Origin of the sequence: Hymenobacter defluvii, assembly GCF_017589435.1 — a bacterium.
GTDB lineage: Bacteria > Bacteroidota > Bacteroidia > Cytophagales > Hymenobacteraceae > Hymenobacter > Hymenobacter profundi.
This window is the reverse complement of the sequence record NZ_JAGETX010000013.1, coordinates 35,658-50,132: the sequence shown is the minus strand read 5'-3', so window position 1 is coordinate 50,132 and position 14,475 is coordinate 35,658. Positions and strand designations below refer to the sequence as shown.

At 59.2% G+C, this 14,475-nt stretch carries 9 protein-coding genes and 2 tRNA genes; 5 read left to right on the top strand and 6 right to left on the bottom strand.

Annotation, left to right across the window (positions count from 1 at the left end; all coding sequences use genetic code 11):
* The first annotated feature begins 193 nt into the window (after positions 1–193).
* The 4 genes from J4D97_RS17850 (at position 194) to J4D97_RS17835 (ending at position 9,416) form a co-directional block, all read left to right on the top strand.
* Entirely contained in the window at positions 194–4,675 is a 4,482-nt protein-coding gene (locus J4D97_RS17850) for a CusA/CzcA family heavy metal efflux RND transporter (protein WP_208308762.1), read from the top strand.
* A 174-nt stretch (positions 4,676–4,849) separates the two neighbouring features.
* The gene (locus J4D97_RS17845; RefSeq protein ID WP_208308761.1) at positions 4,850–6,061 is read left to right on the top strand and encodes an efflux RND transporter periplasmic adaptor subunit; all 1,212 of its coding nucleotides are present in this window, start codon (positions 4,850–4,852) and stop codon (positions 6,059–6,061) included.
* Positions 6,062–6,169: 108 nt separating this feature from the next.
* A complete protein-coding gene (locus J4D97_RS17840; RefSeq protein ID WP_208308760.1) occupies positions 6,170–8,803 on the top strand; it encodes an MGH1-like glycoside hydrolase domain-containing protein in 2,634 nt (877 codons plus the stop codon).
* 175 nt (positions 8,804–8,978) lie between these two features.
* On the top strand, positions 8,979–9,416 hold the full coding sequence (locus tag J4D97_RS17835) for a hypothetical protein (protein WP_208308759.1): 438 nt from the start codon (positions 8,979–8,981) through the stop codon (positions 9,414–9,416).
* 69 nt (positions 9,417–9,485) lie between these two features.
* Here J4D97_RS17835 and J4D97_RS17830 read toward each other — a convergent pair.
* The 5 genes from J4D97_RS17830 to mltG all read right to left on the bottom strand — a co-directional run bounded on the left by J4D97_RS17830 (position 9,486) and on the right by mltG (position 12,588).
* Positions 9,486–9,570: transfer RNA gene (locus J4D97_RS17830), tRNA-Ser, on the bottom strand.
* 52 nt (positions 9,571–9,622) lie between these two features.
* Positions 9,623–9,709: transfer RNA gene (locus tag J4D97_RS17825), tRNA-Ser, on the bottom strand.
* Between the two features lie 135 nt (positions 9,710–9,844).
* Positions 9,845–10,855 carry a YihY/virulence factor BrkB family protein gene (locus J4D97_RS17820; RefSeq protein WP_208308758.1) on the bottom strand — a complete coding sequence of 337 codons (1,011 nt, stop codon included), beginning with the start codon at positions 10,853–10,855 and terminating at the stop codon, positions 9,845–9,847.
* A gap of 83 nt (positions 10,856–10,938) precedes the next feature.
* Positions 10,939–11,433 carry an acyl-CoA thioesterase gene (locus tag J4D97_RS17815; protein ID WP_208308757.1) on the bottom strand — a complete coding sequence of 165 codons (495 nt, stop codon included), beginning with the start codon at positions 11,431–11,433 and terminating at the stop codon, positions 10,939–10,941.
* 63 nt (positions 11,434–11,496) lie between these two features.
* Entirely contained in the window at positions 11,497–12,588 is a 1,092-nt protein-coding gene (gene mltG, locus J4D97_RS17810; RefSeq protein ID WP_208308756.1) for an endolytic transglycosylase MltG, read from the bottom strand.
* Positions 12,589–12,888: 300 nt separating this feature from the next.
* Between mltG and J4D97_RS17805 the strand changes: the two genes are divergently transcribed.
* Positions 12,889–13,518: an L-threonylcarbamoyladenylate synthase gene (locus tag J4D97_RS17805; RefSeq protein ID WP_185282750.1), complete on the top strand. Its 630-nt coding sequence runs from the start codon at positions 12,889–12,891 to the stop codon at positions 13,516–13,518.
* Between the two features lie 49 nt (positions 13,519–13,567).
* On the opposite strand, the gene J4D97_RS17800 is transcribed toward J4D97_RS17805, so the two are convergent.
* Positions 13,568–14,473: a lysophospholipid acyltransferase family protein gene (locus J4D97_RS17800; protein WP_243900388.1), complete on the bottom strand. Its 906-nt coding sequence runs from the start codon at positions 14,471–14,473 to the stop codon at positions 13,568–13,570.
* Positions 14,474–14,475: the final 2 nt, after the last annotated feature.

Below are 14,475 nucleotides of genomic sequence, written 5' to 3'. Positions count from 1 at the left end.
GGCTATTAGGCAGTTTCTGACGGACCGATAGTTCAGGCCCTACCCTACGGGCGGCGGCAAGCCGCCCCTACATCCCCTACCCCCTTTCTTTCACCAAACCAACCTGGCTACTTGTGGCCGCGCCTGCCGTATGCGGTAAGCGTGCCGGGGTAGTACGTATATCTTGGCGAAGCGCTGCTTTGTCTACCTGCTCATGCTCTCCAACATCATTGCCCTGAGCATCCGGAACAAGCTACTTGTAGCCCTGATGCTCCTCGCCTTAGTGGCCTGGGGCGGCTATGCGGCCACTACCTTGCCGCTGGATGCCATTCCCGACGTCACCAACAACCAAGTACAGGTTATCACCCAATCGCCGGCGCTGGCGGCCCAGGAGGTGGAGCAGCTGCTCACCATTCCGCTGGAATTGCAGCTACGCACCATTCCCAACGTGCGCGAAATCCGCTCCATCTCGCGCTTTGGGCTGTCGGTGATTACGGTGGTGTTTGAAGAAGACGTCGACACCTACCTCACGCGCCAGCTGGTGGCCGAGAAGCTCACCACGGCCCAGGCCGACTTGGGCGCGGGGCTGGGTACGCCCACTATGGCGCCCATCACCACCGGCCTAGGCGAGATTTTCCAGTATTCCCTGGAAGTCGACCCCAAGTACAAGGACCAATATTCTCTCTCGGCCCTGCGCGATATGCAAGACTGGATTGTGAAGCGCCAGCTCGCCGGCACGCCGGGCGTGGTAGACGTGAGCAGCTTTGGCGGCTACGTGCGTCAATACGAGGTGAGCGTGAACCCCGAGCGCCTAGCCTCGGCCGGCGTGAGCCTGCCCGAGTTGATGCAGGCCCTGCAAACCGGCAACAGCAACACCGGCGGCAGCTACCTGGAGCGCGGCCCCAACGCCTACTTCATTCGGGGCGAGGGTAGGGTAGAATCCCTGGACGACATCCGGCAGATTGTGGTGAAGCAGGTAGGCAGCGTGCCCCTGCTGGTGGGCGACGTGACCACCGTGCAGTTTGGCCACGCCGTGCGCTACGGCGCTATGACGCGCAACGGTCAGGGCGAGGCCGTGGGCGGTATTGTGTTGATGCTGAAGGGCGCCAGCTCCGAAGCCACCATCAAAAATGTAAAAACGCGGGTGGCACAGATTGAGAAAGCCCTCCCCCCCGGCGTGCGCGTGCTCCCCTTCCTCGACCGCACCAAGCTCATCGACAAAGCCATTCACACGGTCAGCAAAAACCTGCTGGAAGGCGGCGTCATTGTGGTCATTGTGTTGCTGGTGCTGCTGGGCAACCTGCGCGCTGGCTTGGTGGTAGCCGCCATGATTCCTTTGTGCATGCTGTTTGCTCTAGCCATGATGAAGGTATTTGGCGTGTCGGCCAATCTGATGAGCCTGGGCGCACTGGACTTCGGGCTGATTGTGGATGGGGCCGTGATTATCGTGGAAGCCATGATTTTCCACTTGGTGCACGAGCGCAAGCGGGCCGCAAACGAGACGATGGACCAGGTAGCGCAGTCGGCTGCTACGCGCCTGATGCGCTCGGCCTTGTTCGGGCAGCTCATCATTCTGATTGTGTACTTCCCCATCCTGTCGCTGACTGGGGTAGAAGGCAAGATGTTCCGCCCGATGGCCCTTACCGTGAGCTTTGCCATCATTGGGGCCATGATTCTGTGCCTTACCTATGTGCCGGCCGTGGCGGCCTGGGCCTTGCGCAAGGATATCAAGGAGGAAGGCACGCTGGCCGACCGCATCATGCGGACCCTGCACCGCGGCTACGACCCCATCATTCGGGGGGCGCTGCGTATTCGCCCCATCATTGTGGGGGCGGCGGTGGCGTTGCTGGCTGGTGCCGTGGTTATCTTCCTGCAAATGGGCGGCGAGTTTATTCCGCAGCTCGACGAGGGCGACTTTGCCGTGAACGTGACCCTGGCCCCCAGCTCGTCGCTCGACCAGAGCATCAAAACGACCACCAAAGTGCAGAAAGTGCTGCTGCGTGAGTTTCCCGAAATCCAGCAGATTGTGGGCAAAATCGGCACGTCAGAAATTCCTACCGACCCCATGTCGCTGGAAGATTCCGACCAGATGGTGATTCTGAAAGCACAGGACGAGTGGACCTCGGCCCACTCGCGGGAGGAGCTAGCGGGCAAGATGCAAGAGGCGCTGGCTGGCATTCCGGGCATCAACCTGGAGTTTCAGCAGCCCATTCAGATGCGCTTCAATGAGCTGATTTCAGGCGTGAAGTCGGATATCAGCATCAAGATTTATGGCGACGACCTGGAGGTTTTGTACGAAAAGGCCAACCAGGCTGCTGTCCTCATTCGGCCCCTGGCGGGGGTAGGCGACTTGAAAGTGGAGCAGATTGTGGGCCTACCCCAAATGCGCGTGACCTACAATCGCGCCAAGATGGCCCGCTACGGCCTGCGCGTGGAAGACCTGAACACACTGCTGCGCGCCTCCTTCGCGGGCGATGTGGCCGGGCAGGTCTATGAAAAGGAACGCCGCTACGACCTGGTCGTGCGCCTCGACTCGGCCCGTCGCACCAGCCTCGCCGACCTGCGCCGCCTCTACGTGGATTTGCCCGACGGCCAGAAAATACCTTTGGAAGAGGTGGCCCAGGTGCAATACCGCAACGCCCCCACCCAAATCTCCCGCGACGACGCCCAGCGCCGTATCAACATCGGCGTGAACGTGCGCAACCGCGACATTCAGAGCCTGGTAGAGGAAATTCAACAAAAGCTGACGCAAGGCGTGAAGCTGCCTACCGGCTACACGGTGGTGTACGGCGGCGAGTTCGAGAATTTGCAGCGCGCCAAAGCCCGCCTTACCATTGCAGTGCCTGTATCGCTGCTGCTCATATTCACCTTGCTCTATCTATCCTTCAGCTCTGTGAAGCAGGCGGCCCTCATTTTCACGGGAATTCCGCTGGCGGCCATTGGCGGCGTACTGGCACTGTGGATGCGTGGTATGCCGTTTAGTATCTCGGCGGGGGTAGGGTTTATTGCGCTGTTTGGCGTGGCTGTATTGAATGGCATTGTACTAGTAGCCAGCCTAAATGAACTAGCGGCCGAAGGCGTGCGCGACGTACGCGAACGGGCCTTGCGGGCTACCTCCGAGCGTTTCCGGCCGGTGCTGCTCACGGCCGCGGTGGCCTCGCTGGGCTTCCTACCCATGGCCCTATCTACCTCAGCCGGCGCGGAGGTGCAGAAGCCGTTGGCCACGGTGGTCATTGGTGGTTTGATTTCAGCTACGCTGCTCACGCTGGTGGTTCTGCCTGTGCTTTATACCTATTTTACTAAGGATGGCGAGCCTAGCCCGACGGCCATACCCCACCCCCCAGCCCCCTCCCCTCCGGGAGAGGGGGAGCCTAACGATTTCGTTCAACATGCCCGTCTGGCTCCCCCTCTCCCGGAGGGGAGGGGGTTGGGGGGTGGGGTGAGTCCGTTGTTCCTATTGCTGGCCGTACTATCGAGCCTCCTCCTACCCCAAGCGGCCACAGCCCAAAACACGTTGGGCAGCACGGCTGGGCAACCTACCCTCGCGCCGCCCACTGGGCCGCTCTCGGTGGGGCAGGCGTTGCAGGCGGGGCTGGGGCAGAGCCTGTTGGTGCAGTCGGCGGCGCTGGACGTGCGCCGCCAGCAGGCCCTGAACCGCTCGGGCTACGATGTGCCGCGCACGGTGCTGGACTACCAGCGCGGGCAGATTTCGGATGCTTCCACTGATCAGAGCTTCAATATTATTCAGCAGACGGCCTTCCCTACCCTCTACGCGGCCCAAAAGCGCCTGCTCGAAAACCAAACTGGCGCCGCCGAGCAACGCGCCCGCACCCAGCGCCGCGAGCTTACCCGCGTCATCCGTACCGACTACTACAACCTGCTGATTGCCTACAACCGCGTACAATTGTTGCGCCGCCAGGATAGCCTCTACCGCCGCGCTGCCTACGCCGCGCGCATTCGTTACCAGGTAGGCGAAACCAACCGCCTGGAGCAGGTAGCCGCCGAGGCCCGGATGCTGGAATTGCAAAATCAGCTACTCACCCTGCTCACCGATGTGCAGGTGCAGCGCCAGCAATTGGGCGTGCTGCTGGGCTACCCTACCCCTGTCGATGTGGATACGATGGCCAATGTGGTAGCCAGCATCAGCCCCGCCGATACGGCCGCGCTTTCACCCGACGCCAACCCTACCCTGGGGCTGCTGCGGCAGGAGGTGACTATCAGCGCACAACAAACCAAGGTGGAGAAACTGCGCCGCCTGCCTGATTTGCGGGTGGGCTATTTCAACCAGAGTATCAGCCGGGTAGGTGGCTACCAGGTGGCGCAGGCGGGCGTAGCGGTGCCGTTGCTGGGCGGGGTGCAAAAGGCGCGCATTGCGGCGGCCCGGCTGGGCGAGCAGTACGCCACCAATCAGCTCAACTACTATACCGTGCAGCTCAACAGCCAGTTGCACACCCTGCGGCAGCAGCTGGCCCGCGCCCGCGCCTCTCTCACCTATTACGAAACCGTAGCCCTACCCCAGGCCCGCCTGGTACTAAGCACGGCCGAAAAAATCTTCCGCGCCGGCGACGTGGAATACGTGACCTACGTGGTAAACACGGAGCCCGCCTGGCAAATCCAGCAGGCCTACCTCGACCAGGTGAGCCGCTACAACCAATTGCTATTCCAGATCCAGGCCCTCACGGGCACGGAGGAATAGGTTTTCTTTTTTTGATTTCAACGACTTCGATATATGCTTTTCTCACTGTGTAACGCAACGCCCGTGACCCCACCCCCCAACCCCCTCCCCTCCGGGAGAGGGGGAGCTGAGAGGGAATGTTCCATTAGGGATGAACAATTCTTTGTTACCGTCAGGCTCCCCCTCTCCCGGAGGATGTCGCGCATCAAGCGAGTGTGGGGCCGGGGGGTGGGGTCCGCCCGCTTGCTCCTCATACTATTCGCCTGGTTCGTAACAGCCTGCAACTCCACCCCCGCCGAAACAAAAGAAGCTTCCGAAGCCGCGGCCGTGGAGAAGCCTACCTCACCCAATCAGCTGACCCTCTCCCCTACCCAAGCGCAGGCCGCAGGTATCGAAATCGGAACATTTGACCACCAGGAAATGACTACCGATGTGCTGGCCAACGGCCTCATCGACGTGCCACCCCAGAACATGGCGTCTATTTCGGCGGTGATGGGTGGCTACGTGCAAACAGTGAACGTGTTACCGGGCCAGTTTATCAAACGCGGTGGCACTGTGGCCGTACTGCGCCATCCCGACTACCTCCAACTGCAACAAAACTACCTGCAAAGCCGCGCCCGCCTGCGCTTTTTGCAGCAGGAGCTAGACCGCCAACAGGTGCTTGATGCCGAGGACGTAGGTGCCAAGCGCAAGCTGCAACAAGCCCAAGCCGACTACCAAACCGAGCAAGCCGCTCTGCGCGCTCTGGCCGCCCAAGTGCGGATGCTGGGCCTGTCGGTAGCGCGGCTCGATGGCGGCCATATCGCCCCTACCGTGCCGCTTACGGCGCCGGTGGGTGGGTTTGTGCGCGCCGTCAACATCAACCCCGGCCAATATGTGGGGCCGCAGGATGTGCTGGTGGAGGTAGTAGACCGCTCCGATTTGCACCTGGAGCTGAAGGTGTTCGAGAAGGATATTGCCCGCGTGAAGGTAGGCCAGCGCATTTTGTTCAACGTTCCCAACAGCAGCTCGCCCGACAACATGACCGCCCGTATCTTTCTGGTAGGTAAGGCTTTCGACGACAACGACCGCACCGTGAGCGTGCACGCCCACCTAGAGCCCGAGCGCGACGACCTGCTACCCGGCCAATACGTGTCAGCGCGCATCCAAACGGGTGGGCGGCGCCAACGCACCCTTCCCGAAGACGCTATTATTCAGGATGGCGAGGTGAGCTACGCCTTCGTGCGCACGGCCACCGACAGCGCGGGGAGCACCTTCCGGCGGCTACGGCTGCGAGCGGGCCAGCCTCAACATGGCGCTGTGGCCGTCACGCTACTCGATAAGCTACCCGACACCACCCAGCTGGTCCGCCGCGGCGCCTATTTCCTGCAAGCTGAACTCACCAAAGGCCAGGGCGACGACGAGTAGGGCGCGTTATTTTGCAGCCTTCCGCAACCTGATTCGTTTCTGACAGTAACGGTAGACAGTCTATTGGGCCGGACTTAACCGTTGGCCCTACCCACGAGCTTTCCCTGCATGACGCACGAACAACAACGCTTGGCCGAATCTGCCACTATTCCGTGGAAGAAATTCGGCCCCTACCTCACCGAGCGCCAGTGGGGTACGGTACGCGAAGATTACAGCCCCGATGGCAATGCCTGGGACTACATCACCCACGACATGGCCCGCAGCTACGCCTATCGCTGGGGCGAGGAAGGCCTCGGCGGCATCAGCGACGACAAGCAGCATCTGTGCTTTGGCGTGGGCTTATGGAACGAGAACGACGAGATTCTGAAGGAGCGCCTGTTTGGCCTGACCAATGGCGAGGGCAACCACGGCGAGGACGTGAAGGAGCTGTATTACTACCTCGACAGCACCCCTACCCACTCCTACATGCGGATGCTCTACAAGTATCCGCAACGGACGTTTCCGTACCAGAAGCTGCTGCGCAAAAACAAGCGCCGCACGCGCCAACAGCCCGAGTACGAGTTGCTGGACACGGGTATTTTTGACGACGGCCGCTACTTCGATGTGTTCATTGAATACGCCAAGGCCGGGCCGGATGATGTACTGATTCAGCTGACCATCCATAACCGGGGACCGCGCAAGGCCTGCCTGCATGTGCTGCCGCAGCTGTGGTTTCGCAATACCTGGGCTTGGGGCGAGGGCAACCCTACCCGCCCCCAAATGCGCACCCCCGCCCCCGGCGTCGTGCAAGCCGACCACGAGGCGCTGGGCCGCTACCACCTCTATTGCGACCGGCAGCCCGACCTGCTGTTCTGTGACAACGACACCAACTACATCCGTCTGCAGGAGCCGCCCCGGGCAACGCGCTACTTCAAAGACGGCATCAACGACTACGTGGTGGAGGGCGACCCCAGCGCTGTCAATCCGGCCAAGGTGGGCACCAAGGTTGCGGCCCACTACCGGCTCAGCCTAGAGGCTGGCACTTCTCAAACCATCCGCGTACGCCTCAGCCAGCCCACCCACGAAGCGCCTTTTGCGGAGTTTGACACCGTGTTTGCTCAGCGCCAGCAGGAAGCCGACGAGTTCTACGACTGCGTACAGGAAAGTGTGACTGACGAAGATTCGCGCAATATTCAGCGGCAGGCCTTTGCTGGCATGCTCTGGAGCAAGCAGTTTTATTATTACGACGTGACGAAGTGGCTCGATGGAGAGCCGAAGGGTCCCAAGTCGTCGGTGCGCCGCCGCAAGGGCCGCAACGCCAACTGGCGCCATCTCTACAACGCCGATATCATCTCCATGCCCGACAAGTGGGAGTATCCCTGGTACGCGGCCTGGGACTCGGCGTTCCACTGCATTCCGCTGGCGATGGTAGACGCCGAGTTTGCTAAGCAGCAGCTACGCCTACTTACCAAAGACTGGTACCTGCACCCCAACGGCCAGTTGCCCGCCTACGAGTGGAACCTCTCCGACGTGAACCCGCCCGTGCATGCCTGGGCCACCTGGCGCGTGTACCAGATGGACAAAAAGCTGCGCGGCCACGGCGACCTGCAGTTCTTGGAAGCTGTCTTTCACAAGCTCACGCTGAACTTCACATGGTGGGTGAACCGCAAGGACAAAAGTGAGCGGAACATCTTTGAGGGCGGCTTCTTGGGGCTGGATAACATTGGTGTGTTCGACCGCTCGGCGCCCCTACCCACCGGCGGCCACATCGAGCAGAGCGACGGCACCAGCTGGATGGCCATGTTTGCCCTCAACCTGATGCGCATAGCCCTGGAGCTGGCCGGCACCAACACCGTGTACCAGGAAATTGCCGGCAAGTTCTTCGAGCACTTCCTCTACATTGCCGACGCCATGACCCGTGGCGGTGACGGCCGCTTCGACCTGTGGGACGACGAAGACCAGTTCTACTACGACGTACTACGCACCCCCGACGACGAGCGCACCATCCTGAAAGTACGCTCCATTGTGGGGCTGATTCCGCTGTTTGCCGTGGAGGTCATCGACCAGGAGTTGCTTGATACCGTGCCGGAGTTTACGGCCCGCGCCATCTGGCTGCTCGAAAACCGGCCGCACCTGGCCAAGCTGGTGTCGCGGTGGCAGGAGCCGGGTAGGGGCGCGCGGCACAAGCTGTCGTTGCTGCGGCGCGAGCGGTTGGGCCACGTGCTGCGCCGTATGCTGGACGAAAGCGAGTTTCTGGCCCCCCACGGCATTCGGGCCTTATCGCGCTACCACTTGGAGCATCCGTATGTGTTCAGCACCGAGGAAGACGATTTCGAGGTAGGCTACATTCCCGGCGAGGCCGAGTCCAGCATGTTTGGGGGTAACTCCAACTGGCGCGGCCCCATCTGGTTTCCTATCAACTTCCTCATTATTGAGTCGTTGCAACGGTTCCATGCGTATTACGGTGACTCCTTTACCATTGAGTATCCTACCGGCTCGGGGCAGCTTTACAATCTGCGCGACGTAGCGCTAGCTCTCTCCGACCGCCTCACGGGCCTGCTCCGCCAGGATGCGCAGGGTCGCCGCCCGGCTTTCGGCAACACCCCGTTGCTGCAAACCGACCCGCACTTCCGCAACCACATTCTCTTCCACGAGTACTTCCACGGCGACGACGGCCACGGCCTGGGCGCCACCCACCAAACCGGCTGGACCGGGCTAATTGCCAAGCTGCTCAGCCTACCCGCCTCCGGCACTACCTTCTGATCAATCGCACCATAAAAAGCCCCGTTTCTTACGCAGAAACGGGGCTTTTCCATTACTTCTTGTCTTAGCATGCACCGCGTAGTAGGTCGCAATCTACTTTGTTGTGCATACGCTGGTATCTATCCTGTGCGGGCAGTGCTATATTCGATTTCTACAAACTCTATCCTTCTATTCAATGGCGTCTTCTGATTCGCTACCTCCTGAGCAACTAGCATCCCCTACCCCATTACCCGCCCAGCTAGAAGGTCTACCCCAACACGCGCCAATGCGTCGTTTGGATCGGGCCGTAGGCGCCACCGCTACCAAGCTTGTTCCGCTGGTGACGCTGCTTCAGGCCATTCAGCCGCAAGTGGCGCAAGAGTCGGTGTTTCATACGCGCCGCAAGAAAATTCAGGCGCACATTGCCGTCGCTTTCACGGAGTTGAAAGCAGAACGCCCCCGCCGACGCGTGCTTACCCATTCCTTCCAAACCATCACCAACCTTGTGCGGGAAGAAGCCCACGATATCAGCAAGGATGAGGTAAAGCAAGCCACCAAAGAACTGGTACTAGCTACCCTCAAGAATGCGCCCAAGCTAATTGGCATTGCACATCAAGCCCGGCTGCTGTCGTAACGCTACGATTGCGCGCATTTCATAAAAGCAAAAGCCCCGTTTCCAGCTGGAAACGGGGCTTTTGCTTTGCAGAGGAGGAGGGATTCGAACCCCCGGAGGTTTAACCCTCAACGGTTTTCAAGACCGCCGCAATCGACCACTCTGCCACTCCTCTAAACTACTTGCTGCTATAAAAAGGCACTTTCCGCAGCAATGAAAGGCCTTTGCAGAGAGGGGGGGATTCGAACCCCCGATACCCTTGCAGGTATAACGGATTTCGAATCCGTCGCATTCGACCACTCTGCCACCTCTCTAAGGTCCAAACGAGTGGGTTTGGGTCGACAAAAGTAGCAGGCCGAGGTAGGGTACGCAAGCGCTACAAGCGTTTTTTTTAATCTTTTTTCTGTGACGCTGCTTGTCTCTAACGTTCCTTCTTGAGGCTGAATAATTTAGCCCGCCGCTACTACCTTATCTGACCGACCGGGAAAATGCAGCCGACGGCGGGGTGGGGTAGCCTCCTTGCCGTGTCGCAGTCGCCCGGTCACGGCATCAATGCTCACGTTCACCTCAAAGCCCAGAATCAGGGTCATGCATACGAAATCCAGCCACACCATCAGACCGATAAGTGTGCCGATGGAGCCGTAAAAATGGTTGTAGCTGTCGAAGATCTTGACGTAGAGAATAAATAGAAAGGACACGATAAAGATCAGCACCGTAGCCACTACCGCCCCCGCCGACACAAACGGCCATTTGTTGTGCACGGGCGGCACATAGTAGTAAATCAGGCAGGTTATCATCAGCGAAAGGCCCGTGACGGAGCCATACTTCACAATGGTAATCAGCTGATCTGTAAAGGTTTCGGATACTACCTCATGAAACACCAACCAGTCGATGATATAGGTACCGAAGAAAATACCCGTGATGGCCACCAGCAGTAGCACCGACAACACAACCGTCAGCAACGTGGCAATGACGCGCTTGCGCACGTAGGTGCGTCGCTTAAACGACGGGTACTTTTTCTCGAATGCATCGAGCAGGGCCATGATGCCGTTGGAACTGAGTACCAGCGCGGTAGCAAAACCAAACGACAGCAAGCCGCCATGTTGAATCGTGATGATGTCGTTGATGGTGCTGGCCGTGGCGGCGTACATCTCCTTCGGCATCAGGTCGCCGATGAATTGCAGGATGTCCACGTTCAGGTTGGGTACCGGGATGTACGGTATCAGCGTGAACAGGAAGATGATGGTGGGGAAGATGGCAATGGTCAGGTTGAACGCCATGTAGCTGGCGCGCTTGGTGATACTGTCCAGCTTCGACTCCTGAATCATGCGGTCCATCACATCGTACACCGACGCCCTACCCCCCGCGAAGCGCAGGCGCTTCAGCCACACCATCAGGCGGCGGTAGCTGCGGCGCTGACGAATGTCGGAGAGGCGGTAGCGGCGAACGGGTAGACGCATGCGGTAGGTGGTGAAATGATGAGTAGTGAGTTTGTGCGTAACCCCGGATCAGCCCAACGAATTCCGTGGCTCCTACCCTCCTTCTACTCCTTTTTCAGGAAAGCGGCTGGAGCGGGCGCTTCCGAGGCGGGCGTTTTGGGTGGCGTGAGCGGGCCGGCCGTTTCCTCCTCGGTGAAATAGGGAAGCAGTTTTTGCTGAATGGCAGCCGGAATGGGCACGGGTCGACCGGTGCTCATATTCACGAATACCATCAGCGTGTGACCTTCGGTAAGCAGTTCCTGCGCCTCGTTGTAGATTTCGTACTCAAACAGAATGCGCGTACCCTCGGCGGGCTGACGCAGCAACATCCGCACGGTCAGCAGGTCGTCGTAGCGGGCGGGGCGGCGGAAGCGGGTGCGCAGTTCGCCTACGGGCATCCCTACCCCTTCGGCCTCCATAGTCTTGTAGCTGATGCCTAGCTGCCGGAATGCCTCAGTGCGCGCTACCTCAAAATAGGCCGCGTAGTTGCCGTGGTAGACGTAGCCCATCTGGTCCGTCTCGGCGTAGCGCACGCGAATGTGGGTGTCGTGAGAGTACATGGGAGTGAGTAGTAACTGAGTAATCAAAACAGACCGTCATGCTTCGCTCAGCATGACAGTCTTTTATTTCATAATTCCGCTCCTCGTCAGGGCGGCCTGGTAACGGCGGGCGTTTACCAAGTGTTCTGCCTCGTTGGTGGCAAAGGCGTGGTAGCCACTGAAATCCTCTTTCGCACAGAAATAGAGGTAGTTGTGGTCCTCAGGATTCAGCACGGCGTCGATGCTGGCAATGCTAGGCAGGTTGATGGGACCGGGGGGTAGGCCGTTGTATTTATACGTATTGTAGGGCGAATCCTTTTGCAAATGCACGTTGAGCACGCGCTTGATGCCGAAGTCGCCGTTGGCGTACACTACGGTAGGGTCGGCTTGCAGCTTCATGCCGCGCTGGAGGCGGTTGAGGTAGACACCTGCCACGCGGGGACGCTCGTCGGCGTGCTGCTGCTGCTCAGCCTCCACAATGCTGGCCAGCGTGCTCACCTGGGCGCGCGTGAGGCCCAGCTTCTGGCGCTTGGCGTCGCGGGCGGGCGTCCAAAACTTCTCGTACTCCTTTTTCATGCGTTGCATGAGGTTGTCGGCCGAAGAATTCCAATACAGCTCGTAGGTATTCGGAATGAACATCGTGAGAATAGTGGTGGTATCGAACCCCAGACTCTTGGTATAGCTGGGGCTGCTCAGCAAGGAGTCGAACTGCCCCGGCCGGCTGTCAATGGTGTGGCTGAGCTTGAGCGCCAAGTCCTTGCGCAGCCGGATATTCTGGAATGTGAGTTTCAGGGGCGACTGCCGCCCGGCTCGCAAGTCAGATACCAACTGGCGGTTGGTGTAGCCGTCTTTCAGTTCGTAGCGACCGGGCTTCACCAGCTCGGGATACTTCATTAGTTTGGCTACGAAGGCAAACGAGAGCTTGTCTACGATGGCGCCAGAGGCGTAGATGCTGTCCAACACAGCCTTATACGGCTCACCGCGCCGGATGAGCACGTAGGTAGGCCGGCCGTTGGTGTCCACGTTGGCGGTGTAGAACACTTGATAGAAATAGTACGAGAAGCTTACGAACAGCACGCCCGCCAGCGCCACCACGGTGCCAATGCGCTTACGACGCTTGAGGGCCTTATCGCGGCGCTCGATAATATTAGGGGTAGGTTGAGATGGGGTAGCCATGCGGCAGGCAACGGGTTGAGAAGGAAGATACTGGCCGATACTCTTCGCCGGGGCATCCCAAACGGGCACACCAGGAGTATCCACCCCAAAAGTACGAGTTCTGCCGCGCTAACTTCTGGCTGTGGGTAGCAAGCCCCCAAAACTTTCGGAGCGACTACCATGTATTAAGAGGATACATTTCGACCCGCTGTGGCCGAAATAGCAGACAGGCAACGTTGTTTTTCTGTTCTGCCTGCTACCTTTCTCCTACCCCACCGTTTGGTGGTAGCATCAGTTTTCACTCAATCCTCCTGCTTTCCTATGGCTGCTACGTTGCTTCGCATTCACCCCGATAATCCACCCCAAAACCGTCTGCTGCAAGCCGTAGAAGTGCTGCGCAAGGGCGGGGTCATTATTTATCCCACGGATACTATCTATGGTTTGGGCTGCGATATTCACAACGCTAAAGCCGTGGAAAAGCTCTGTCGCATTAAAGGCATTCACCCAGACAAAGCCAATTTGTCATTTATCTGTGCCGATTTGTCGCACATCACCGACTACGCCCACGGCATTACTACGCCCATGTATAAGGTGCTGAAGAAGGCCCTACCCGGCCCGTTCACCTTCATCTTTGAAGCTAGCCCGCAGGCTCCGCGCTACGGGGGCGTAAAGCGCAAAACCGTGGGTATCCGCGTGCCCGACAATCAGATTTGCACCAGCCTGGTGCGCGAGTTGGGCAACCCCATCGTCTCCACCTCCATCCGCGACGATGATGAGGTGTTGGAATACACCACCGACCCCGATCTGCTCTTCGAGAAATACCGCTCCCTGGTAGACCTCGTGATTGACGGCGGCTTCGGCAACAACGTCGCCAGCACCGTAGTCGACTGCACCAATGAGGACTTCGACATCATCCGCCAGGGCGCGGGAGATATCGAGCAGTATTTGTAAGGTGAAATAGTGAAGCGCTGACTGAGAGAGCGTCTCTCAGTCAGCGCTTCTACTCAACATTCCGCTTGTGTTTCCAGCGGCGGTGCGACCAGAGATATTGTTCGGGTGCGGCCTGAATGTCACGCTCCAGCAGGCGAGCGAAGTCCTCGGCAATAGGGTAGGAACCCTTTTCAATGGGCGCATAGCCGTCGTAAAGCAATGTAATGGTGATGTCGTAGTAGCCGCGTCGCGCGCGCTGGATACTGACGTAGAACACCGGCGCTTGTAGTTGCGGGGCTAGGCGGTCGGCGCTGGTGTAGAAGCTGGTATCCTGGTGCAGGAAGGTAGTCCAATAGGGACTGTCGCGCGGGCCAGCGGCCTGATCGGTGAGCAGGCTAAGTGCACGTCCTTCGCCGCGGGTGCTCAGCAGGTGGCGCAATGTATTGCGCATGGGCACTAGCACGGCTCCGGTGCGGGTGCGCAACTCATACATAAAGCTCTCGAAAAATGGGCTATTGAGTGGCTTGTATACCCCATCGGCCCTACCCGGAAACCGCACCGCCGCGCCCGACAAAATCCACTCCCAATTGCCAGCGTGCGAGCCCAGCGTGAGGACAGTACGGCCGGCCTCAAACAACGGCTCAATCAGTTCAGGGTTGGTGAAGCGCACCCGCCTACCTAGCTCCTTCGCTGAAATGGTACGTAGCTTTAGAATCTCCACCATCACTTGGGCGAAGTGCCGATAGAAAGCCCGGCCGGTGGCGGCCACCTCCACCTCCGTTTTCTCGGGAAACGAGTTGCGAATATTCTCCGTGATGACGCGCCAGCGGTAGCGCACTCCGTAGGCCAGTAGCAGATAAATGCCATCGGACAGAAAATACAGCACCGACAGCGGCAGCCGGGACAGCCCAATCAGCAGCCAGTTGACGGGACGGAGGTACCAGGGGTAGGGTTTGACGGGAGTAGAGGGAGGCATGC

Coding starts and splice junctions, on each gene's coding strand:
- J4D97_RS17820 (WP_208308758.1), bottom strand. CDS start 10,855: ATGCGTCTACCCGTTCGCCGCTACCGCCTCTCCGACATTCGTCAGCGC.
- J4D97_RS17840 (WP_208308760.1), top strand. CDS start 6,170: ATGACGCACGAACAACAACGCTTGGCCGAATCTGCCACTATTCCGTGG.
- J4D97_RS17845 (WP_208308761.1), top strand. CDS start 4,850: ATGTCGCGCATCAAGCGAGTGTGGGGCCGGGGGGTGGGGTCCGCCCGC.
- J4D97_RS17850 (WP_208308762.1), top strand. CDS start 194: ATGCTCTCCAACATCATTGCCCTGAGCATCCGGAACAAGCTACTTGTA.
- J4D97_RS17800 (WP_243900388.1), bottom strand. CDS start 14,473: ATGCCTCCCTCTACTCCCGTCAAACCCTACCCCTGGTACCTCCGTCCC.
- J4D97_RS17815 (WP_208308757.1), bottom strand. CDS start 11,433: ATGTACTCTCACGACACCCACATTCGCGTGCGCTACGCCGAGACGGAC.
- J4D97_RS17805 (WP_185282750.1), top strand. CDS start 12,889: ATGGCTGCTACGTTGCTTCGCATTCACCCCGATAATCCACCCCAAAAC.
- J4D97_RS17835 (WP_208308759.1), top strand. CDS start 8,979: ATGGCGTCTTCTGATTCGCTACCTCCTGAGCAACTAGCATCCCCTACC.
- mltG (WP_208308756.1), bottom strand. CDS start 12,588: ATGGCTACCCCATCTCAACCTACCCCTAATATTATCGAGCGCCGCGAT.